The sequence below is a fragment of the Noviherbaspirillum autotrophicum genome (assembly GCF_000818395.1).
Taxonomy (GTDB): Bacteria; Pseudomonadota; Gammaproteobacteria; order Burkholderiales; family Burkholderiaceae_D; genus Noviherbaspirillum; species Noviherbaspirillum autotrophicum.
This window is the reverse complement of the sequence record NZ_JWJG01000028.1, coordinates 4808752-4829528: the sequence shown is the minus strand read 5'-3', so window position 1 is coordinate 4829528 and position 20777 is coordinate 4808752. Positions and strand designations below refer to the sequence as shown.

The window sequence follows — 20777 nt, the reverse complement described above, 5'->3', positions numbered from 1 at the left end:
GCCATGCCGCCCTCGCGCACGGCGGCGCAACTCCCCTCGTCACTTCCCTCGATCACGCCCACAAGTTCACCAGCGGCCCCGCTTCCTCGATCAGGAATGTCTTGAATGCCTGCGCCGCCGGCGACAGCCGCTTGGACTGCAGGTGCGTCACATGCCAGTGGCGCATCAGCGGCAAGCCCTCCAGATCGAGCAGCGTCAGGTGGCCGGCCGCCAGCTCGTGGCGCACCGTGCGCAGCGAAAGAAAGCCCAGCCCCATGCCCGCCATCACCGCCTGCTTGATGGTTTCATTGCTTGGCATTTCCATCACAACCGGCGGCTCGATGCCGTGCTCCTTGAACAAGCCTTCCATGCTGTGGCGCGTGCCCGAGCCCTTTTCGCGCACCACGAACTCCTGATCGGCCAGGATGGACAGCGGCGCGCGCCGCCTGCGCGACAGCGGATGTTCCGGCGCGCTCACCACGCCGAGCGGATTGGTGGCGAAGGCCGTCGCGCAGCATTCGAGGCTGGCGGGCGCGCGCCCCATCACGACGAGGTCGACTTCGTTACGCGCGAGCATGCCGGTGATGATGTCGCGGTTGTGAACGTGCAGCGCGATGTCGATGCCGGGAAAGCGCTTGCGGAATTTCACCAATAGCATGGGCACGAAGTATTTCGCGGTGCTGACAACCGCCAGTTCGATGCGGCCCTGCTTCATGCCGACCCGCTGCGCCATCGCATCGTCGAGTTCCTTGAACTGCGCCATCGCCGCGCCCGCATAGCGGCGGAAATCCTCGCCGGCATCGGTGAGCCGGATCTGTCGGCCGACCTGCTCGAACAGCGGCACGCCGACCGCTTCTTCCAGCAGCCGCAGCTGCATCGATACGGCCGGCTGCGTCACATGCAGCTTTTCGGCGGCGCGCGACACCGACTGCTCGCGTGCGAGCGTCAGGAAAATGTCCAGTTGGCGAAGGGTGTATCTGCGCATCAACGTATAAGCCGTGACTGATGAAAGTAAAACGAATCCTGATTGGACCTGATGGTCGGCCGTCGATATAGTGAAACGCACAGATTATCAAATGATTAACAATCGGCATAGTCCGGAACCAGGAGAACGGGATGGGGCGCAACGACATGAATGAACTGGCACAGGTCACCGATTCCAGGAAACGCTACGCGGCGGGCGTGCTGAAGTACGCCCAGATGGGCTATTGGGACGGCGACTATGCCCCGAAGGAAACGGACATCCTGGCGGTGTTCCGCATCACGCCGCAAGATGGCGTGGAGCCGATCGAAGCGGCCGCCGCCGTGGCGGGCGAATCCTCCACTGCTACCTGGACCGTGGTCTGGACCGATCGCCTGACCGCCTGCGACATGTACCGCGCCAAGGCGTACCGGGTCGAGCCGGTGCCGAACAATCCCGGCCAGTACTTCGCCTACATCGCCTATGACCTGTCGCTGTTCGAGGAGGGCTCGATCACGAACGTGGCGGCGTCGATCATCGGCAACGTATTCGGATTCAAGCCGCTGAAGGCGCTGCGCCTCGAAGACATGCGCTTCCCGGTCGCCTACGTGAAGACCTTCGCCGGCCCGCCGACCGGCATCATCGTCGAGCGCGAGCGGCTCGACAAGTTCGGCCGTCCCCTGCTGGGCGCGACCACCAAGCCCAAGCTCGGACTGTCCGGGCGCAACTACGGGCGCGTGGTGTACGAGGGCCTGAAGGGCGGCCTCGACTTCATGAAGGATGACGAGAACATCAACTCGCAGCCGTTCATGCACTGGCGCGACCGCTTCCTGTTCGTCATGGATGCGGTCAACAAGGCGTCGGCCGCCACCGGCGAAGTCAAGGGCAGCTACCTGAACGTGACTGCCGGCACCATGGAAGAGATGTACCGGCGCGCCGAGTTCGCCAAGGAGCTCGGCTCCGTCATCGTCATGATCGACCTGGTGGTCGGCTACACCGCGATCCAGTCGATGTCGCACTGGTGCCGCCAGAACGACATGATCCTGCACCTGCATCGCGCCGGGCACAGCACCTACACCCGCCAGAAGACGCACGGCGTGTCGTTTCGCGTGATCGCGAAATGGATGCGGCTGGCCGGCGTCGACCATATCCACGCCGGCACCGCAGTCGGCAAGCTGGAAGGCGACCCGCTGACGGTGCAGGGCTATTACAACGTCTGCCGCGATGCGCGGACTACGGTGGACCTGACGCGCGGCATCTACTTCGACCAGGACTGGGCGGCGCTGCGCAAGGTGATGCCGGTGGCGTCCGGCGGCATCCATGCCGGCCAGATGCACCAGTTGCTCGACCTGTTCGGCGACGACGTGGTGCTGCAGTTCGGCGGCGGCACCATCGGCCATCCGCAGGGCATCCAGGCCGGCGCCACCGCCAACCGCGTCGCGCTGGAAGCGATGGTGCTGGCGCGTAACGAAGGGCGCGACATCAAGAGCGAGGGGCCGCAGATCCTGCGCGACGCCGCCAAGTGGTGCAGTCCGCTGCAGGCCGCGCTCGATACCTGGGGCGAGGTCACGTTCAACTACACGTCGACCGATACGTCGGACTTCGTGCCGACGCCATCCGTTGCCTGAGCCATTACAAGAGGACACCATGCGCATTACACAAGGCACTTTTTCCTTCCTGCCCGACCTGAGCGACGAGCAAATCACGAAGCAGCTCGACTATTGCCTGGGAAAGGGGTGGGCGGTCGGCATCGAATACACCGACGATCCACATCCGCGCAATACGTACTGGGAAATGTTCGGCAATCCGATGTTCGACTTGCGCGACGCCGCCGGGATCCTGATGGAGATCAGGAACTGCCGCCAGACTTTCCCCAACCATTACATCCGCGTCGCCGCATTCGATGCCACGCATACGGTGGAATCGGTGGTGCTGTCGTTCATCGTCCACCGCCCGCAGGACGAGCCGGGCTTCAGGCTGGTGCGGCAGGAGGCGCCGGGGCGCACGCTGCGCTACAGCACCGAGAGTTATGCAGTGAGTAAGGGCCCGGAAGGGGCGCGCTATTGAGCGGCTTTCGCGTCCCGCCTGCGGGAGCCGGAAGCGTCACCGTTGAGCCGAATGGAGTCGAACACATGTCATCCAGTCTCACCAACCCCGTCGCCGACCGCCTCGCCAGTTCCGGCATCAGCGAGCTGCTGGCGCAGCTGGACCGCGAGCTCATCGGCCTGGCCCCGGTCAAGGCGCGCATCCGCGATATCGCGGCGCTCTTGCTGGTCGACAAGCTGCGCGCCGAGCGCGGATATGCGGCAGGCGCCCCCAGCCTGCACATGTGCTTCACGGGCAATCCCGGCACCGGCAAGACGACGGTAGCCATGCGCATGGCGGAAATCCTGCACCGCCTGGGTTACGTGCGCAAGGGCCAGCTGGTCGCGGTCACGCGCGATGACCTGGTCGGGCAGTACATCGGCCACACCGCCCCCAAGACCAAGGAAGTGCTGAAGAAGGCGATGGGCGGCGTGCTGTTCATCGACGAAGCCTATTACCTGTACCGGCCCGAGAACGAGCGCGACTACGGGCAGGAAGCGATCGAGATCCTGCTGCAGGTGATGGAAAACAACCGTGAAGACCTGGTCGTGATCCTGGCCGGATACAAGGACCGCATGGACCGCTTCTTCGAATCCAATCCCGGCATGTCGTCGCGCATCGCGCACCACATCGATTTCCCGGACTACCAGCGCGACGAGCTCGAAAGAATCGCCGAACTGATGCTGGCATCGGTGCAGTACCGCTTCGATGACGCCGCCGCCGAAGTGTTTGCCGATTACCTGGAACGGCGCATGCGGCTGCCGCATTTCGCCAATGCGCGCAGCGTGCGCAATGCCCTTGACCGCGCGCGCCTGCGCCACGCGTCGCGCCTGCTGGGCGAGCAGGGCGCGGTCGATGACACCGCGCTGATCACGATCACCGCCGCCGACCTGCTTGCCAGCCGGGTGTTTCATCCCTCAACCGACCAACCCCTGAAACAGGAGGAAGCATGTTGCGAGCCCTGATTTTCGATGTCGACGGCACGCTTGCCGATACCGAGGACGCGCACCGCCGCGCCTTCAATGCCGCGTTCGAGGAAGCCGGCCTGGACTGGCACTGGGACGAAGACACGTACACCCGGCTGCTGCAGGTGGCCGGCGGCAAGGAACGCATCGCGCACTACTGGCGGACATGCAATCCGGGCGCCGAGCTCAACAGCCGGGTCAGGACCACCCTGGACGCGGTGCACGCCATCAAGACGAAGCATTACGAAGCGCGCGTGGAAGGCGGCAAGCTGCCGCTGCGCCCGGGCATGGAGCGCCTGATCGACGAGGCGTATGCCGCCGGCGTGCCGATGGCGATTGCCAGCACCACCACGCCGGTCAACATCGACGCCTTGCTGCGCACGCCGCTCGGAGCCGACTGGCGCAAGTACTTCGTCGCGGTCTGCGACGCCGGCGTGGTGCCGAACAAGAAGCCGGCGCCGGACGTCTATTTCGCAGTGCTTGCAGCGCTCGGCGTGCCCGCCGCCGACTGCCTGGCGTTCGAGGATTCCGAGAACGGCTTGCGCGCCGCCATGGCGGCCGGCGTGCCGACCTTGGTTACGCCCACCGCCTACACCGCGATGCAGTCTTTCGACGGCGCGCTGCTGGTGCTGCCGCACCTGGGCGATCCCGACCAGCCGATGGTGCAGCGCCTGGCGGGCACCGACCAGCGCTGGGTCGACCTGCCGGCGTTGCGGCGCTGGCACGAGGGCGTGCTGTTCGAGGTGAGCTGAGGGCCACCTCTAGGCCAGCGGATGCAGGGTGATGAAGACAAAACAACAAAATCGATGGAGACGACACCATGACTTCCGAGATACGGGTCACGCTGACCCAGTTCCTGATTGAGGCGCGCAGGCACTATCCGCACGCCACCGGCGAATTCAACAGCCTGCTGCTCAACGTCGCGCTGGTCTGCAAGCGCATTGCGCGCAAGGTGGCCGCCGGCGCCTTGCACGGCGCGCCGGGCGAAACGCGCAAGAAGCTCGACGCGGTCAGCAACGACATGTTCATCGAGGGGAACAACTGGGGCGGCAACCTGGCGGGCATGGCATCGGAAGAGCTGGCGGTGCCTTACCAGATCCCGCACTGTCATCCGCGCGGGCGCTACCTGCTGGTGTTCGACCCGCTCGACGGTTCGTCCAATATCGACGTCAACCTGTCGGTCGGCAGCATTTTTTCGGTGCTGCGCGCACCCGACGCGGCGCGCGCCGTGAGCGAGCACGATTTCCTGCAGCCGGGCGTGCAGCAGGTCGCAGCCGGCTACGCCATTTATGGCCCGGCCACGATGCTGGTGCTGTCGGTGGGCGCCGGCGTGCACGGCTTCACGCTGTGCCCGCAGATGGGCGAATTCATGCTTACCCATCCGGACCTGTCCATTCCCCCGGACACGCACGAGTTCGCGATCAATGCTTCCAACAGCCGTTTCTGGGAAGAGCCGGTCAAACGCTATGTCAACGAGTGCATGGCCGGCAAGACCGGGCGCCGCGGCCGCGATTTCAACATGCGCTGGATCGCTTCGATGGTGGCCGAAGCGCACCGCATCCTGATGCGCGGCGGCGTCTTCCTGTACCCGCGCGACACCAAGGATGCAGCCATGCCGGGGCGGGTGCGCCTGCTGTACGAAGCCAACCCGATCGCCTTCCTGGTCGAGCAGGCCGGCGGGCGCGCCTCCACCGGCCGCCAGCCGGTGATGACGGTGCGCCCCGGTGCGCTGGACCAGCGCACCGGACTGGTGTTCGGCTCGCGCAACGAGGTGGAGCGGATCGAGCGCTATCACCATACGGCGGCGGACGACCTGCCCAATCCGCTGTTCCAGGAGCGCAGCCTGTTCCGTGCCCCCGTATAACGAGGAAACCCCATGTCCGAGCGCTATCCGATCATCGCCATCACCGGCTCCTCCGGCGCCGGCACCACGTCGGTGACCCACACCTTCGAAAACATCTTCCGCCGCGAAAAGGTGACGGCCGCCATCATCGAAGGCGACAGCTTCCACCGCTACGACCGGCAGGAAATGAAACTGCGCCAGGCCGAGGCGGAAAAGGATGGCAACAAGAATTTCAGCCACTTCGGCCCCGACAACAACTTGTTCCACGAGCTGGAAGCGCTGTTTCGCAGCTACGCGGAAAGCGGCAGCGGCCGCTGCCGGAAGTACCTGCACGATACCGAGGAAGCCGCGCCCTACGACCAGGACCCGGGCACCTTCACGCCATGGGAAGACTTGCCGAAGGAAACCGACCTGCTGTTTTACGAAGGCTTGCACGGCGCAGTGGTGCATGGCGAGATCAATATCGCGCAGTACCCGGACCTGCTGATCGGCGTGGTGCCGGTGATTAACCTGGAATGGATACAGAAGCTGTGGCGCGACAAGGCCAAGCGCGGCTATTCGACCGAGGCGGTGACCGACACCATCCTGCGCCGCATGCCGGACTATGTGAACTATATCTGCCCGCAATTCACGCACACCCACGTCAATTTCCAGCGCGTGCCCTGCGTCGATACCTCCAATCCCTTCATTGCGCGTGACATTCCGGCGCCCGATGAAAGCTTCGTCGTGATCCGTTTCGCCAATCCGAAGGGGATCGATTTTCCGTATCTGTTGAACATGATTAACGATTCCTTCATGTCGCGCGCCAACACCATCGTTGTACCGGGCGGGAAGATGGAACTCGCCATGCAGCTGATCTTTACACCGTTCATCTGGCGCATGATGGAACGAAAGAAACGGGCAATCAGCGCTTACTAGGAAACTCGCCGCCGCCGCTTCACCCTAATGGCGATGGAGGCGGCAGTGATTCTGTTTCTCGATTTCGACGGGGTATTGCATCCATTTCACCGGCCGCAAGGCGCGCTGGTGCTGGTTCCGGTATTCGAGCGCGTGATGCGCGACTATCCGCAGGTCGACATCGTCATTTCCAGTTCCTGGCGCGAGGGCTGCAGCCTGGAAGAATTGCGCGCGTTTTTCTCGGACGATATTGCCGCGCGTATCGTGGACGTGACGCCGGTATTACCGCTTGCCGGACAGCCGGCGCTGCGCGAAGCCGAAATCGAGGCATGGCGCAGCGACTCAGGCCGCGGCGCCGAACCGTGGGTGGCGATCGACGACTGCGCATTGTTTTTCTCGCCCGGATGTGCCAATCTCATCCTGGTCGATCCCGCACTCGGCTTTAACGCCGCCACCGAGCGGGCCTTGCGGGAGCGGCTGACTTCCCACCCATTCCCGGATACATGAAGAAACGAATCGTCGGCTTTCATCTGGACGATGAACAGCATTGGGTCGCCGAACTCGAATGCGGACACAACCAGCATGTGCGGCATAACCCGCCCTGGACCAATCGGCCCTGGGTGATCACGCCCGAGGGGCGCGCCAAGACGCTGGGCATGGAATTGAACTGCAAGAAGTGCGACGCCGGCGCGCCGCGCGACTGGAACTAGTCTGGCTTATTGCGCCGGTTCCTTTCCCGCACCGCCGTCGCCCGGTGCACTGGCAGCGGCCTCCTCCAGATAGTGGTCGACCAGCGCGAAGAAGCGGTCATAGAACTGCACGGTTGGAATCGTTTCGCTGCCGACCTTGGCCAGCGAATCCTCGCTCGCGCCGAAGGGCAGCGACACCGAACCCAGCGCGCTCACGCCGAGGGTGGCCGAATTGGACTGTTTCTTGACCACGTACTTGTCTTGCACCGCGTTGACGAACGCAGTCGCGCCGTCTGCCCCGTCGGGTGCGCACACCACGTGAAACTCGATGACCACGTGCACGTCCATATTGGGCTGGAAGTTCTTGTAGCCTTCCACCTGTTCCGGCTGGTGCTTGCTGATCACGTAGCCCTGGCTAAGCAGGGTGCGCCGCGCCGCTTCGCAGGTGGCGGCGGCCGAGGCATGGTAATCGCGCGAAAACGTGCCGACCGTGTCGAACTCTTCATGCTGGTACACGGACGGTTTCGACGTGGCGCAGGCGGTCAGCAAGCCTGCGAGCGCCAGGCACAGGGTGGACGAACGGAGAAGGAACTGCCGCATCTTGTTTTTTGAGAAGGTTTTCCGGGAATGCGTGCCGTGGCAGCACGATGGTATTGGACCACAGCGATGGCTGAAGTTGCAGTAGATCAAATGCAAGGATACCTCAGGCGCGCAAACCGTTCTACCGTCAAGGCATGAAAGGAAGCGGCACCAGGCTCAGGGCGCGTCCTCGATCAGGCGCAGCCGGCCGTCAAAGCGCCAGACGCGCCGGATTTCGATTACGTCGTACCGGCGCCGGAGATCGGGCGGAAAAGCGTCGCGCCGCGCGGAAGCCTGAATGATCTGGCGCACCGCGGCATCGAGTTCCGGCACGCCGCTGGCTCGATTGATCGATATGTTTTCGACGCTGCCGTCGCTGCGGATTGCGACAGTGACGACCGACTCGCCGCGCAGCCGGCCCGGCGCGAACGCCTCGTCGTCGCGATTGCCGTCGCGCTCGACGGCCCGGCGCCAGCTGTCGATGTACATTTTCAGCACGATATCGTCGGCGGCGCTGCCGAAGATGGAGCGCCGGCGCGCCTGCTGCGGGGTGTCGGCCAATTCACGCGCATCGTGGGTGTCGAGGCGGGTCAAGTCGACTTTCCTGACTTGCTGGACTTGCATGGCAGCCATGGTTTCATCAGACAGCAGCAGGGGGCCGTTGTCGGCTTCCTCCGGCGCGCCGCCATCACCCGATGACGTCGTGTCCGGCGGTGGCGCATGATTGCCCGGATTCTGCCCGGGTGGCGCCGCTGCGGTAGTCGTGACTGGCTCGGAACGCGGACGCGCTGCCGCCGTGCCCGCACCGTCGGCGGCAGCCTGAGCCGCTTGTCCCGCCTGCGGGCGCTGTGCGGCGGCTTGTCGTGCCGCTTCCTCTGCTTGCCGGCGTGCGTCCTGTTCCTGGGCGCTGCGTGCGGCCTCGGCGGCTTGCTGCCGCTGGGTTTCCTGCTGACGGATGCGATTTGCGTTTTCTTCCGCCGCCAGCTGTTGCTCGCGCCGCAGCGCTTCTTCCTGCTGGCGCTGCGCTGCCTGTTGCCGTGCCAGCGCTTCGGCCCGACGGCGCTCTTCCTGTTCCAGCGCCAGGCGCCGTGCGGCGTCTTCCCGCTGTTGCGCTTCTAGTTGTTGTACGTGACGCAGCGCTTCCTGTTCCTGCCTGCGCGCTTGCTCCTCCATGGCCAGCTGCCGCCTCGCTTCCTCGTCCTGGCGTTGGGCTTCCAGTTGCTGCGCACGCAGCGCTTCTTCCTCTTGTTGTCGCTGCATGGCCTGCTGGCGTTCCTGGGCTTCGGCTTGGCGGCGCGCTTCCTGTTCCAGGGCCAGGCGCTGCGCAGCTTCTTCCTGTCGCGCTTGCTGCGCATGCTGGTGCTCTTCTTCCTGCTGTCGTTGCGCCTGCGCCAATGCATCGGCTTGCCGTTGCGCGTTTTCTTCCGCCAGCTTTGCTTCTTCCCATTGCCGTGCCTGCAGCGCTGCTTCTGCTTCCTGCTGCTGTGCCGCTTGCTGGAGTGCGCGTTCTTCGGCTTGCCTGCTGGCCTCCTGTTCTATGGCCAGGCGCCGCGCCATGTCTTCCGCCTGCTGTTGCGCTGCCAATAGCTGCGCTTCGCGCATGGCGTCCTGTTGTGCCTGCCGCCGTGCGTCTTCCTGCTGCTGTTCGGCCAGACCGGGGGATTCGGCTTGCGGTTGCGAGGAGGCGTCCTCGCGTGCGATCGGTTCGCTTGGCTGGGTGGCTTCGTGTTCGTCGGGGAGCGGCGGCGGCACGGCGAATGCCTCTTGCTGCGGCAGCGCTCGGGCAATGACTGGCGGCTTGGGCCGGGCATGGGCGAGCTTGCGGCGGTGGCGGCGCCGGTGGGCGACTTTCACGTCGGCGTGTTTCGGTTTTGCGCTCGTGCGGCTTGGCGGCGCGGGCTGTGGCGGGGACGCCCCTTGCGGCGCCGGTGGCGGCAGGAGTTTCAGGACCGGCATGCCGCCCGCTGGCGGTTCGGTGCGGGTTGCCGCGACTGGAGCTGCAGGTGCCCCAAGTGCGGGCGTGTCTGCGACCGGCGGAGCAGGGGCGGGTTGCGCCTCGGTTACCGGAGCGGGGGCAGGCGGCGCAGGAGGCTGTACCTGAGGGCGACGATCGACGTTGGCGAGCCGGACCTGCAGCGGTGGCGCTTGCGCCCGCCGCTCATCCCACGGCAGTTCCAGGCCGGGCAGCCCCAGGCCGGGAATCCCGAAGCGCAGCGACAGGATGAATGCATGAAAAAGAAGGGAAAGGCCCAGCGCCAGCGTGAGACGTGCCCGGCGCGGATCGGCAGGCGACGCGCTTGCGCGGATATCCAGGAATGCATCGTGCGGCGTCATCGGCAATTCGTGTGCAGGCCGGCACTCATGCCATCACTGCGGCGCCCGATGCGCTGTTGCACGGTTGGTGCGGATGAAATTCTGCAGCGGCGAATCGAGATGCGGCTTTCCCCATGTCAGCTCCGTGGAACGATAGGACGCCCGTGCGACGCACAGGTGCGGCGTGCGACTGGCCGGATCAAGCTACCGTACCGGTTGGGGCGCTTCATTGTGAATGCGCAAACTGGCGTCAACGCGAACGGGCCGCGCCGTGCAGCAGCAGGCAGGGATGGTGCCGGCAAGGGGGGCGGTCGATTGCGGTACTTGAGGCGAAATGCAGCTCAAGTACCGTGCATTTCAGCGATGAATTGCTGAGTGGAGAGGTGGGGCCGGAAAGAATTCCGGCATTGCATCAGGATGCGGCGCGCAAGAAATCCGGCGTCAGCACTTTGGCCGATCCCGGCGGGATGGCTTCACTGGACAACATTTTTTTTGGGGAGAGTTGTTTGCTGCGTACTCTTCTTGAAAAAGCAGTAATAAATGCCGCGTATCCATCTGATCCAGGGCGGATACCGAGTTGCGCCGCCTTCACTACCCCCGCTTCGATCGAGTCGTCCAATTCATATGCCTGATCGCCCAGTTCCCAGGCCGACTCGTCCCGGTGTTCAAACTTCGGTTGCATGGTATTTCCTAACTACATAGATAAAATTCAACGCTCACAGACTCATTGCGTCTGGGCATAAACTTTACTCCGTCGCCTAGGTGCATTCAATGATTGCTCGCAACAATGCAGAAAACGTCAGGGCCATACAACACCGTTGTCGGCATATCATTGCGCGCTTGCTAATAAGATTCAAGGACGTACACTAAAACAATGAAAAATCTATCAGCACCTCCCGCGCGCAACATTCTCGGCGAACCATTGGTACCATGTTCCTTCGATCCGTTGACCGGGTTTTTTCGTGACGGATGTTGCAAGACCAATACCGACGATGTTGGCACGCATGTGATTTGCGCCATCATGACCGAGGAGTTTCTCGACTTTAGCCGCAGCCAGGGCAACGATTTGAGCACGCCAGTGCCGGAGCTGGGATTTCCCGGGCTAAAGCCGGGCGATCAATGGTGCCTGTGCGTGGCACGCTGGAGCGAGGCCTATCTCGCGGGCGTGGCGCCCGATGTCGTTTTGGAAAGCACGAATTACAGCGCGCTGGACAGCCTGCCGCTGGAAGCCTTGCTGCGTTTCGATCACAGGAAGCGCAATGCCGGATAAGCCGGGCGCAGCCTACCACCTCTTTTCTCTCTGATGATAATTGCAACCCACTCCGGAAAGTTTCATGCGGATGACGTATGGGCAGTCACCGTGCTGGACATTGTCTTTCCCGGATGCACACTGATCCGCACGCGCGACCCGGAAAAAATCCGGCAAGCCGATTTCGCCGTCGACGTCGGTGGCATCTGGGACCCGCAAAGCGGGCGCTTCGACCATCACCAGAAAGGCTTTGCCGGCGCGCGCGAATCGGGCGTCGTCTACGCCAGCGCCGGGCTGGTGTGGAAGACCCACGGTGCGCGCTGCGTCACCCTGGTCGCGCAACAACAGACCGGACAGGCGCTGTCTGCCGACACTGCCCAACAGATTGCCTATGCCATCGATGCCGATCTGGTGCAGTACATGGACATGGCGGATACCGGCGCGGCTAAAAGCGCGCCGGGCGGCTACGGCTTGTCGGCGCTGATTTCCGGCTTCAATCCGACTTGGCTCGACGAGCAGCAGGCAGGCAGCGTGGACGCTGCCGAGGCCATGCGACTAAGTCAGTTTCGCCGCGCCATGGCGTTCATGGCAGACATCCTCGTCAATGCCGTCAAATTCCGCGTCGGCGGCTTGCTCGCCGTGCAGCAGGTGCGGCAATCGGAGTTGCTGGAGGACGGCCAGGTGCTGTTCCTGAAGAATGCTTCGCTGCCGTGGTCGTCGGTAGTGCGCAACGAGATGCCGAAAGTGCTGTTCGTGCTCAGCTATAACATCGCGGAAGACCGCTACATGGTGCACACCGTGCCCGCAACCGCCGACAGCTTCGATGCACGCAAGGACTTGCCGGCGTCCTGGGCCGGCTTGGCAGGCGCGGATCTGGCTGCCGTCACCGGCGTGCCGGATGCCGGCTTTTGCCATAACGGCCGCTTCATCGCGGCCGCGAAATCGTTTGCAGGCGCGCTGACGATGGCAAGGCTGGCACTCGCGGACCAGGCCTGATCCTTGACTGCAATGTTGCCGCCGCATTGAGCGGAAAACGCCGCTCCCCGCGCACCGCCCATCCCCCTGATGAAACCGCCTCTTGCCCCCAGTGTCAGAGACACTCCGGGCAAGAGGTGCTGTCGCGGCGTGCCTGCCGCATCCCGGTTTCGCGGAGGATTACCATGAAGACACTGGAAGGAAAGCGTGGACTGGTCGTCGGCATTGCCAACGACCAAAGCATTGCTTACGGCTGTGCGAAGGCATTCCGGGATGCCGGCGCCGAACTGGCGCTCACCTATTTGAATGAGAAGGCGCTGCGCTATGTGCAGCCGCTGGCCGACCAGCTGAAAAGTGCGCTGTTGCTGCCGTGCGACGTGCGCGAACCGGGGCAGTTGGAAGCCGTGTTCGAGCGGATCGCCAGCGACTGGGGCCAGCTCGATTTCCTGCTGCATTCGATCGCGTATGCGCCGACCGAAGACTTGCACCGGCGCCTGGTGGAGAGTTCGCAGGAAGGCTTCGCACTGGCGATGGACGTGTCCTGCCATTCCTTCATCCGCATGGCGCGCATGGCGGAACCCTTGATGAAGAACGGCGGCTGCCTGTTGACCGTCACGTTCTACGGCTCCGAGAAGGTGGTGGAAAACTACAACCTGATGGGGCCGGTCAAGGCCGCGCTCGAAAGCAGCGTGCGCTACATGGCGGCGGAGCTGGGCAATCAGGGCATCCGCGTGCATGCGCTGTCGCCGGGGCCGCTGAAGACGCGCGCCGCCTCGGGCATCGGGCGCTTCGATGAATTGCTCGACAATGCGCGCACGCGCGCGCCGGAGCGCATGCTCGCCGGCATCGATGATGTCGGCAATGTCGCGGCCTTCCTGGTCAGCGATGGCGCCCGCCTGTTGACCGGCAATGTCGAATATATCGACGGCGGCTATCACATCATGGGGTGAGGCGGCTGCCTTCAGCCGGCGCTCAGTCCGCGCACCAGTTGCGCCATGACTTGATCGAAGCGCGCCGCGACCTGGCGGCACCATGCGTCGTCGGCGGCGGCAAAGGCCGCCTTCATCTTGCGGCGCGCGCGCTCGCGCTCCGACGGCGGCAGGCGGTTCGCGTTGTTGTGATACCAGTGGTCGGTGCGCAGGGCATTGAGCACGGGCAGCGGCGCGCAGGTGCCGAACTCCAGCCCGATGGCATAACTCTGCCCGGCGACGGCGCGCTCGAATGCCGCAGTCAGCGTGCCTTCCACGGCCGCGCTGACCGAGTCGCCGCCGGCCATCGACTTGAGGTCGCCGCCGAACCAGCGCGCCATCTGCACGAATGCGGCCGCGCCAGAGGGCAGGTAACTGATCAGTTCGCCCGTGCCGCGTTTGCCCAGCCCGGTATGCAGATCGAGCAACATGGCGCGCCGCCGGCCGCAGGCGAACCGGTGCACGATGTCTTCCCACACCAGGCGACTGCGCGCCGGCGCCGCGCCGCCGAAGAACAAGCCGTCCGGATACGCGTACTGTCCGCTCGTGATGGCGGCTTGCAGCGCTTGGCGGCGCGCGCGCGTGAGCGCATGCGACAGCAGGCGGGCTTCATTCCACCAGCCGCGCGGCAGCGGCCGGAACCGGGTGACCAGCAGCTCGTGGTAGGCGGCGTAACCGGCATCGTGAGTGACGGGAAAGTCGACGAAATTGCGATTCAGGTCGATGCCTTCGGGCGTGACGCGCCGGTCGTGAAAAAACCCCCACGGATTGACCGCGTGCACCAGCAGGTAAGCCAGTCCGTCGCTGGCATGGCGCGCAGCATAGCCTTGCATGAAACGGAATTGGCAGGCCGCGCCCGCGTAGCCTTCCACGCCATGCGTGCCGCTGGCGATGACAACCAGCGTCTGCGCATCGGCCGGGCCGAGATAGGCGGTGTCGGTGGAAAGCCGGGGCGAGGCGGTATCGTCATCGGCATCGTGAAAGAAGCACTGTTGCTTGGCCCCGGCGCGCGCGCCCAGTTCCCGGAACCGGTCGCGCGACTCCAGGTAGCTGCCGGGCAGCGCCAGCGCGGGGGAGGGCGGTGGGGCCGGATCGGGGCACGGCCCGCCCTCTTCAGCCATAGGGCTTGGTATTGCTTTCGACGACGACTTCGGCCGCCGACAGATAGCCCTCGATCGGATCGACCGACTGTTTCCGGGCTTCTCCGTGATGTTCGCGCGCCAGTTCCGGCGAAATGCGCTCCAGCAGGTCGACGGGCAGCGACTCGGCGCAGGCTTCCACCGTCATGAAGAGCGGGTGCGACGACGGCGGATTGCTGCGCCGGATTTCGTCGGCCAGGGGCGCGAAGCGCTGGCGTGCCAGTTCCATCAGCGAGGCGTGCATGCGCGCCGAGCTCGGGTTCCACAGCGCGCTATCGGCCAGGCTGGCATGGTCGATGACCGGAATTTCTTCGGCGGTATTGCCCGCCTTGGACAGCTTGAATGGATCGAAGTCGGCGTTCAGCGAATACGCGAGAAAGCGCTCATGGAATTCGCCGTGCTGTATGCCATCGAGGGCCAGCGCATGGAAGGAGGGGCCGCAGCATTCGTTGTAGGCGTGCGCGCCTGCCCTGGCCAATGCCTCCAGCCGGGACCAGTCGAAGGCATCCGGGTCGTTTTCCCAATGTTCTTGCAAATCGGTAAATGCGCCGATCAGCCGGTTGATTTCGTCGGGGTCGTGAGGAATCATGATGTGCGCCTGAGCCAGCTTAAAACTGCTTTGGCGCTTGCAATGGCAAAACGTTCATCGCCGCGATGAAAGGATGATGCCGCCCACGATCAGCGCAAATGCCGCCACATGATAGGCATGCGGCAATTCCCCGAGGAATGCCGACGACAGCAGCGCCGCGAACAGCGGCGTCAGGTTGCTGAAGAAGGCGGCGATGTTGGGGCCGACGCGCTGCACGCCGGCGCCCCAGCAGCGAAAGGCGATCACGGCCGGCCCGGCCGCCACATACAGCAGCGCGGCGGCCAGCGTCCAGCTCCAGTGGATCTGCGCCGCGCTCATGGCCCACTCGCCGGCCGCGAATGCGCCCGACCACAGCACGCCGAAGGCGACCTGCGCCAGCAGGAATGCCGCCCAGTTGGCGCGCAGCGCCGCCGGGTCCTTGTCGGGCAGCGCCAGCAGCCAGCTGTAGACCGACCAGGCGATCGTTGCAAGGATCATGAACAGATCGCCCGGTACCAGGCGCAGCGCCAGCAATTGCTGCCAGTCGCCGCGCGACAGCACCAGCAGCACGCCGGCGATCGACAGCGCGGCGCCGGCGACCTGCGTGCGCGACACGGACGCGCCAAAGAACAGGCGCCCGATCGCTAGCATCCATACCGGCATGCTGGCCGCCACCAGGGTCACGTTAATCGGCGTCGAGCTTTGCAGGGCCAGGTATTGCAGCGCGTTATACAGGCCGATGCCGAGCAACCCCAGCAGCGCAAAGCGGCGGCGATAAGCCCACAAGCCGCTGCCGGGGCGGAAGATGGAGCCGGCCAGCGGCAACAGGATCAGGAAGGCGATGGCCCAGCGCAGGAAGTTCAGGGTAATCGGCGGCACCAGCGTATGCACCATGCGGCCGACGACGGCATTGCCCGCCCAGAGCAGGGGGGGGATGACGAGCATCGCTGCGGTGGAGAACGTGAGTTTGCGGGCCATGGATGAATAGCGGGATGCCGTCGCGCGGGCAATGGTTCAAGAGAGATTAAGAGGATACATAATTTCTACGATGCATGTGTTCAGCCGCCTCGGCGACTTAGTGCGCGCAACTTCAAGGAGGGCCTTGTGCAAGCTGTTAAATGCCCTATGGCACAATGTTTGACGTCATCCCAATGGATCAGTCAAGAGGCGTGATGCCCCATATTGCCAACCCCGATTTTGCCGAGCATGTCGCTACCAGTTTCGACCGGCAAAACGCGATGCATCTGATTCGGGCCGAGATGCCGGTCGTCGAACACGGTCGCACGGAAATTCATGTGCCCCACTGGGATGGCATCGAGCAGCAGCATGGCTTCGTGCATGGAGGAGTGGTTGGCATGATTGCCGATTCGGCCGCCGGTTATGCGGCCATGACCATGGTTCCTGCCGGAGCTTCGGTATTAACCGTCGAATACAAGATGAACCTCGTGGCACCGGCAGACGGCGAGAAGCTCATTGCCCGCGGCGGGGTTGTTCGCCCCGGCAGGACGCTGATTGTGACCAAGGCGGAGGTCTTCGCTGTCAGAGATGGCAAGGAAATTCTTTGTGCCATCATGCAGCAGACCATCATGGTCATGCATGGAAAGGCAGAAAAGTAGCGCCCGCTTAGGGATATGAAATGCGCCGGTGCCACGACAATCTGGGCGCCATCCGTCATTGCTTTCACTATCCATGCGTCAAATCAATTTACGTTCTGGAAAGTGCGTGGTAAAGTCGCGCGCTGTTTTTATCACCTGCTGTTCCGCAAGCGGCATGCACTTGCCTGATGCCCGGTTCGGACGACTCAATCCTCGCGAAGCTGCTCGACCCGCTACTGTTCCCCGTTTAAAGACACTGTCCTCGACCGCCGGGACGGCGTGCCATTTTTCGAATCTACCTGCACATACCATGAGCCAATCCACGCACAAGCCAAGCCGCGACGGTTTCACATCCAGTTTCGGCGTTCTCGCCGCGACTCTGGGGTCCGCCGTTGGACTCGGCAATATCTGGAAATTTCCCTATCTCACGGGCGCTAACGGCGGGGCCGGCTTTTTGATGGTGTATATCCTGGCGACGCTGGTGGTCGGCTTGCCCGTGATGATCGCGGAAATTACGCTGGGCCGGCATGTCAAGGCGAATCCAGTGACGGCATTGATCGCCCTTTCGCCGGCCAGGCAGCCATGGTGGCTGATCGGCGCGGCGGGCATGGTGGCATCTTTCCTGATCATGTCTTTCTATTCCGAAGTCGTGGCCTGGGTCTTTGCCTACGTCTTCAAGGCGATAGGCGGCTCCATCCTGAGCAGCGACCGCAAGGTCACGGAAGCTGCGTTCGGCGCGCTCATCAGCGATCCGCTGCAATCCTTGCTGTGGCAATGGCTCGTCCTCATTGGCATGGGCGGCATTCTGCTGCTGGGCGTATCCAAGGGCATCGAGGCCTTGACCAAGAAGCTGATGCCGCTGCTGTTCCTGCTCCTGTTGCTGCTGTGCGCCGTCAGCCTGTCGCTGGATAAGGCGGCAGATGGATTGGCCTTCCTGTTCAACCCGGACTTCGGCAAGGTGACCGGTACTGTGGTCCTGACGGCGCTCGGACTGGCTTTCTTCAAGCTGTCGATCGGCATGGGCACGATGATGACCTACGGGAGCTATTTCCGGGACGATCAGAACATCCCGGTGACGACGTTCCGGGTCATGAGTGCCGACCTGTGCGTTTCGCTGCTCGCGGGCGTGGCGATTTTTCCTGCGGTATTTACTTTCGACTTCGCGCCTGCGGCCGGACCGGCGCTGGTGTTCATCACGATTCCTGCGGTGTTTTCCCAGATTCCGATGGGGCAGGCACTGATGGTGGTATTTTTCGTCCTGGCAGCCGTCGCGGCTACCGGTGCGATGCTTTCCTTAATGGAAGTGCCGGTGCTGATCCTGCACGAGCGCTTCCGTCTGGCGCGCCCCAAGGCAGTGATGTTGACCCTCGTGCTGTTGGCAGTCACGGGGTCGACCTGCGCGTTAACAAACAGTACCTTGGCCGACTTTAAAGTGTTCGGTCTGAACATGTTCGATCTGTTTGATTTTCTGTCCTCGAACGTGATTCTTCCGGCCGGGGGAATTTTCGTGGCCTTGTTTGTCGGCTGGGTATGGGGTTTCGACAAGTTCCGGTCGGTGCTCTCGAATCATGAACAGTTACAAAACGAAGGCCTTGCGCGCGTCGTGTTCTTTTTGTTGCGCTACATATCGCCGCTGCTGATTCTGATTGTGATGCTGAAGGGTTTGCATCTGTTCTGACGGGACTGTCGGACGCTGAAAATGAACAGCCCGCAGATGTGGGCTGTTCATGATGGCGAGCAGGTTCAACTGCGCCAGCGGGCGCTATTGAAGAGCCGCAAGATCAACAGCAGCACGATCGCGCCGATGGTTGCTGTAATGATGCTGCCCAGGGTGCCGCCGCCCATGCTCCAACCCATTCGGCCAAATAGCCAACCGCCAATGTAGGAGCCAATGACGCCGACGATCAGATCGCCCAGTAAACCGAATGGCCCGCCAACAATCATGCTTGCCAACCAGCCAGCGATCAATCCGATGAACAAAAACCACAGCAGACTCATAGGACCTCCAAACTTAAAAAGTTGCGATTGTTGTTTGACAAACTTTCCAGTGAACTGGTTCGGTAGTCCGCGCCGATCCGTGCCGCAATTGAGCTCGCGCAGATGTCAATCCATTTTCTGATCTCAATCGGGAAGCGGCCACTTGGACGAGGCCGCCGGCAGCAGGCTCAGGAATGTGGGTATGATGGTAAAAAATACAGACGCGGAATTCTGCTTTGAGCGAGATAAATCATGACTAACGACGAACGCCTTTCTCCACAGGGAATGGAAGCGCTCCGCATGCGGTTTCAGGAGCAGTCGCGCAAGGCGCAAGCTTATTACACGATCATGCACAGGATTCGAGGCGTGGTTGGGGGCGACGACGCTGCCAGTGCCTGGATGAATGAACCATTACCTGCATTGGAGGGAAAGACTCCGGCGCAGCTGGTCAGCGACGGCCGTGAGGAAGAGGTGCTTGGCTACCTTGACTCACTGACGCCTTGATCGTCTGGCGAAACTCCGTGATATGCATTGCCCCCTCTCGGGCGCAGTGGCATCGGCTGGCCACCGCGCGATAGGGCCAAGAAATAAGACGATTTGAATTACTTGTTGAAACGGAAAGGCATTTGATGAAACTGTATTATTCCCCCGGCGCATGCTCCATGGCTCCGCACATTGTCGCGTTGGAAGCGGGAGTGAACTTGGAGCTGGTGAAAGTCGACATCCCCAACAAGAAGACGGAAAGCGGGGATGACTTTTGGAAAATCAATCCAAAGGGTTACGTGCCTGCGCTGGTGCTGGACAATGGCGAGCTCATCACCGAAGTGGCGGTGATCTGTCAGTATCTTGCCGATCAAGCACCGGCAAGCGGGCTTGCCGCGGCCTTCGGGACGATGGAGCGTTATCAGCTGATGTCCACCCTCAATTTCGTGGCAACGGAAGTGCATAAGCAAATCGGCGCGCTGTTTAATCCCGCGCTCACCGCCGACATGAGAGTGGTGCAGACGGCAATCATCAACCGCAGGTTGAAAACGCTGGACCAGATGCTGGATGGCCGCTCCTTCATGATGGGGGAGCGCTTTACGGTCGCCGATGCCTACCTCATCACGGTCTTGAACTGGACGTATTTCCACAAAATCGACGTCAGCCAGTGGCAAAACATTCCAGGATATATGGCACGCGTCGGCATCCGGGAAAAGGTCAAGCAAGCCATGCGCGAAGAGGGCTTGCCCGCCTAGTTGCTCCCCGTTCCGGCTTCTTGCGCCCCGTCGCCTGCACGGGGTGCCATGGATTTTCCGCGCGCAGGAACCTTTTGCGGCGCGATGATACTTATGTCATACAACGCGTGTCGAACGGAGGTCATATGGCGACCAAAGTGCAAGTCGTTTTCTACAGCATGTACGGGCATATCTACAAGATGGCGGAGGCCGTGGCGGCCGGCGCCAGCGAAGTGACGGATGTCGACGTCCAGCTCTACCAGGTGCCGGAGCTCGTGCCGGATGAGGTGCTGGAAAAGAGCGGGGCGAAGGCGGCGCGCGCTGCCTTTGCCCATGTGCCGTTCATTAAGCCGGAACAGCTGATGGAGGCCGACGCCATCATCTTCGGCACGCCCACCCGCTTCGGCAACATGGCGGCGCAAATGCGTAATTTCCTCGACCAGACTGGGGCGCTGTGGATGAATGGCAGCCTGATCGGCAAGGTCGGCAGCGTCTTTGCCAGCACCGCCAGTCAGCATGGCGGGCAGGAAACCACCATCACGAGTTTTCATACCACGCTGCTGCACCAGGGCATGATCGTCGTCGGCGCACCGTATTCCGAACAGCGCCTGCTCAACATGGAAACCATCAGCGGCGGCACGCCGTACGGCGCCACCACTATCGTAGGCGGCGACGGCGCGCGTCAGCCGAGCGAGAACGAGCTGGCGATCGCGCGCTTCCAGGGACGCCACGTCACGCAGATCGCCAAGAAGCTGGCGATGGCGTCGCGGTAGCCTGC

24 protein-coding genes are annotated in these 20777 nt (G+C 62.9%); 16 read left to right on the top strand and 8 right to left on the bottom strand.

The features are described 5' to 3' along the window. Positions 1–52 precede the first annotated feature (52 nt). A complete protein-coding gene (locus tag TSA66_RS23760) occupies positions 53–964 on the bottom strand; it encodes a LysR family transcriptional regulator (RefSeq protein ID WP_040041803.1) in 912 nt (303 codons plus the stop codon). Between the two features lie 131 nt (positions 965–1095). Here TSA66_RS23760 and TSA66_RS23755 point away from each other — a divergent pair, with 131 nt between their 5' ends. The 8 genes from TSA66_RS23755 (at position 1096) to TSA66_RS23720 (ending at position 7440) form a co-directional block, all read left to right on the top strand. Then, complete coding sequence (locus TSA66_RS23755; protein ID WP_198358888.1) at positions 1096–2568, top strand: form I ribulose bisphosphate carboxylase large subunit; 1473 nt, start codon at positions 1096–1098, stop codon at positions 2566–2568. A 19-nt stretch (positions 2569–2587) separates the two neighbouring features. After that, positions 2588–3007: a ribulose bisphosphate carboxylase small subunit gene (locus tag TSA66_RS23750; RefSeq protein ID WP_040041802.1), complete on the top strand. Its 420-nt coding sequence runs from the start codon at positions 2588–2590 to the stop codon at positions 3005–3007. 65 nt (positions 3008–3072) lie between these two features. Next, positions 3073–3990 (top strand): CbbX protein, encoded by a 918-nt coding sequence (cbbX, locus tag TSA66_RS23745; RefSeq protein WP_052452559.1) that lies wholly within the window; start codon positions 3073–3075, stop codon positions 3988–3990. Further along, positions 3978–4742: an HAD family hydrolase gene (locus tag TSA66_RS23740; RefSeq protein WP_040042944.1), complete on the top strand. Its 765-nt coding sequence runs from the start codon at positions 3978–3980 to the stop codon at positions 4740–4742. The genes cbbX and TSA66_RS23740 overlap by 13 nt, the downstream gene beginning before the upstream one ends. Before the next feature lie 68 nt (positions 4743–4810). Next, on the top strand, positions 4811–5854 hold the full coding sequence (locus TSA66_RS23735; RefSeq protein ID WP_040041801.1) for a class 1 fructose-bisphosphatase: 1044 nt from the start codon (positions 4811–4813) through the stop codon (positions 5852–5854). Between the two features lie 12 nt (positions 5855–5866). Then, entirely contained in the window at positions 5867–6751 is an 885-nt protein-coding gene (locus tag TSA66_RS23730) for a phosphoribulokinase (protein ID WP_040041800.1), read from the top strand. 45 nt (positions 6752–6796) lie between these two features. Continuing rightward, positions 6797–7237: an HAD domain-containing protein gene (locus TSA66_RS23725; protein WP_040042943.1), complete on the top strand. Its 441-nt coding sequence runs from the start codon at positions 6797–6799 to the stop codon at positions 7235–7237. Further along, entirely contained in the window at positions 7234–7440 is a 207-nt protein-coding gene (locus tag TSA66_RS23720; protein WP_040041799.1) for a DUF3565 domain-containing protein, read from the top strand. Before TSA66_RS23725 ends, TSA66_RS23720 begins: the two co-directional genes overlap by 4 nt. Before the next feature lie 6 nt (positions 7441–7446). Here TSA66_RS23720 and TSA66_RS23715 read toward each other — a convergent pair whose 3' ends face one another. The 3 genes from TSA66_RS23715 to TSA66_RS23705 form a co-directional block, all read right to left on the bottom strand. Next, positions 7447–8019: a DUF2242 domain-containing protein gene (locus TSA66_RS23715; RefSeq protein ID WP_052452558.1), complete on the bottom strand. Its 573-nt coding sequence runs from the start codon at positions 8017–8019 to the stop codon at positions 7447–7449. A gap of 156 nt (positions 8020–8175) precedes the next feature. Continuing rightward, positions 8176–10332 (bottom strand): energy transducer TonB family protein, encoded by a 2157-nt coding sequence (locus TSA66_RS25860; RefSeq protein WP_052452557.1) that lies wholly within the window; start codon positions 10330–10332, stop codon positions 8176–8178. 391 nt (positions 10333–10723) lie between these two features. Then, positions 10724–10993, bottom strand: coding sequence for a hypothetical protein (locus TSA66_RS23705; protein WP_040041798.1), 270 nt, complete (start codon positions 10991–10993; stop codon positions 10724–10726). A 192-nt stretch (positions 10994–11185) separates the two neighbouring features. On the opposite strand from TSA66_RS23705, the gene TSA66_RS23700 reads away from it, so the two are divergent. The 3 genes from TSA66_RS23700 (at position 11186) to fabI (ending at position 13485) form a co-directional block, all read left to right on the top strand. Continuing rightward, complete coding sequence (locus TSA66_RS23700) at positions 11186–11581, top strand: DUF2237 family protein (RefSeq protein ID WP_040041797.1); 396 nt, start codon at positions 11186–11188, stop codon at positions 11579–11581. A 33-nt stretch (positions 11582–11614) separates the two neighbouring features. Then, positions 11615–12556, top strand: coding sequence for an MYG1 family protein (locus tag TSA66_RS23695; protein ID WP_040041796.1), 942 nt, complete (start codon positions 11615–11617; stop codon positions 12554–12556). Between the two features lie 164 nt (positions 12557–12720). Beyond that, the gene (fabI, locus tag TSA66_RS23690) at positions 12721–13485 is read left to right on the top strand and encodes an enoyl-ACP reductase FabI (protein ID WP_040041795.1); all 765 of its coding nucleotides are present in this window, start codon (positions 12721–12723) and stop codon (positions 13483–13485) included. Positions 13486–13496: 11 nt separating this feature from the next. Here the strand turns inward: fabI and TSA66_RS23685 are convergent, their stop codons facing one another. Genes TSA66_RS23685 through TSA66_RS23675 form a run of 3 tightly spaced genes read right to left on the bottom strand, consistent with a single transcriptional unit; the run spans position 13497 to position 16188 of the window. After that, positions 13497–14624, bottom strand: a complete 1128-nt coding sequence (locus TSA66_RS23685) for a DUF2817 domain-containing protein (RefSeq protein WP_052452556.1) — start codon at positions 14622–14624, stop codon at positions 13497–13499. Next, on the bottom strand, positions 14617–15231 hold the full coding sequence (locus TSA66_RS23680) for a hypothetical protein (protein ID WP_040041794.1): 615 nt from the start codon (positions 15229–15231) through the stop codon (positions 14617–14619). Before TSA66_RS23680 ends, TSA66_RS23685 begins: the two co-directional genes overlap by 8 nt. A gap of 54 nt (positions 15232–15285) precedes the next feature. Continuing rightward, the gene (locus TSA66_RS23675; RefSeq protein ID WP_040041793.1) at positions 15286–16188 is read right to left on the bottom strand and encodes a DMT family transporter; all 903 of its coding nucleotides are present in this window, start codon (positions 16186–16188) and stop codon (positions 15286–15288) included. A 194-nt stretch (positions 16189–16382) separates the two neighbouring features. Here TSA66_RS23675 and TSA66_RS23670 point away from each other — a divergent pair, with 194 nt between their 5' ends. Further along, positions 16383–16826, top strand: a complete 444-nt coding sequence (locus TSA66_RS23670) for a PaaI family thioesterase (protein WP_040041792.1) — start codon at positions 16383–16385, stop codon at positions 16824–16826. Between the two features lie 289 nt (positions 16827–17115). After that, the gene (locus TSA66_RS23665; protein ID WP_040041791.1) at positions 17116–18483 is read left to right on the top strand and encodes a sodium-dependent transporter; all 1368 of its coding nucleotides are present in this window, start codon (positions 17116–17118) and stop codon (positions 18481–18483) included. 65 nt (positions 18484–18548) lie between these two features. Here TSA66_RS23665 and TSA66_RS23660 read toward each other — a convergent pair whose 3' ends face one another. Then, positions 18549–18803 carry a GlsB/YeaQ/YmgE family stress response membrane protein gene (locus TSA66_RS23660; protein WP_040041790.1) on the bottom strand — a complete coding sequence of 85 codons (255 nt, stop codon included), beginning with the start codon at positions 18801–18803 and terminating at the stop codon, positions 18549–18551. Between the two features lie 231 nt (positions 18804–19034). Between TSA66_RS23660 and TSA66_RS23655 the strand changes: the two genes are divergently transcribed. The 3 genes from TSA66_RS23655 (at position 19035) to wrbA (ending at position 20772) form a co-directional block, all read left to right on the top strand. Continuing rightward, positions 19035–19286 carry an MbcA/ParS/Xre antitoxin family protein gene (locus TSA66_RS23655; protein WP_232429530.1) on the top strand — a complete coding sequence of 84 codons (252 nt, stop codon included), beginning with the start codon at positions 19035–19037 and terminating at the stop codon, positions 19284–19286. Positions 19287–19411: 125 nt separating this feature from the next. Continuing rightward, a complete protein-coding gene (gene gstA / locus TSA66_RS23650; RefSeq protein WP_040041789.1) occupies positions 19412–20020 on the top strand; it encodes a glutathione transferase GstA in 609 nt (202 codons plus the stop codon). A 125-nt stretch (positions 20021–20145) separates the two neighbouring features. After that, positions 20146–20772, top strand: a complete 627-nt coding sequence (gene wrbA / locus TSA66_RS23645; protein ID WP_040041788.1) for an NAD(P)H:quinone oxidoreductase — start codon at positions 20146–20148, stop codon at positions 20770–20772. The last annotated feature ends 5 nt before the right edge of the window (positions 20773–20777 follow it).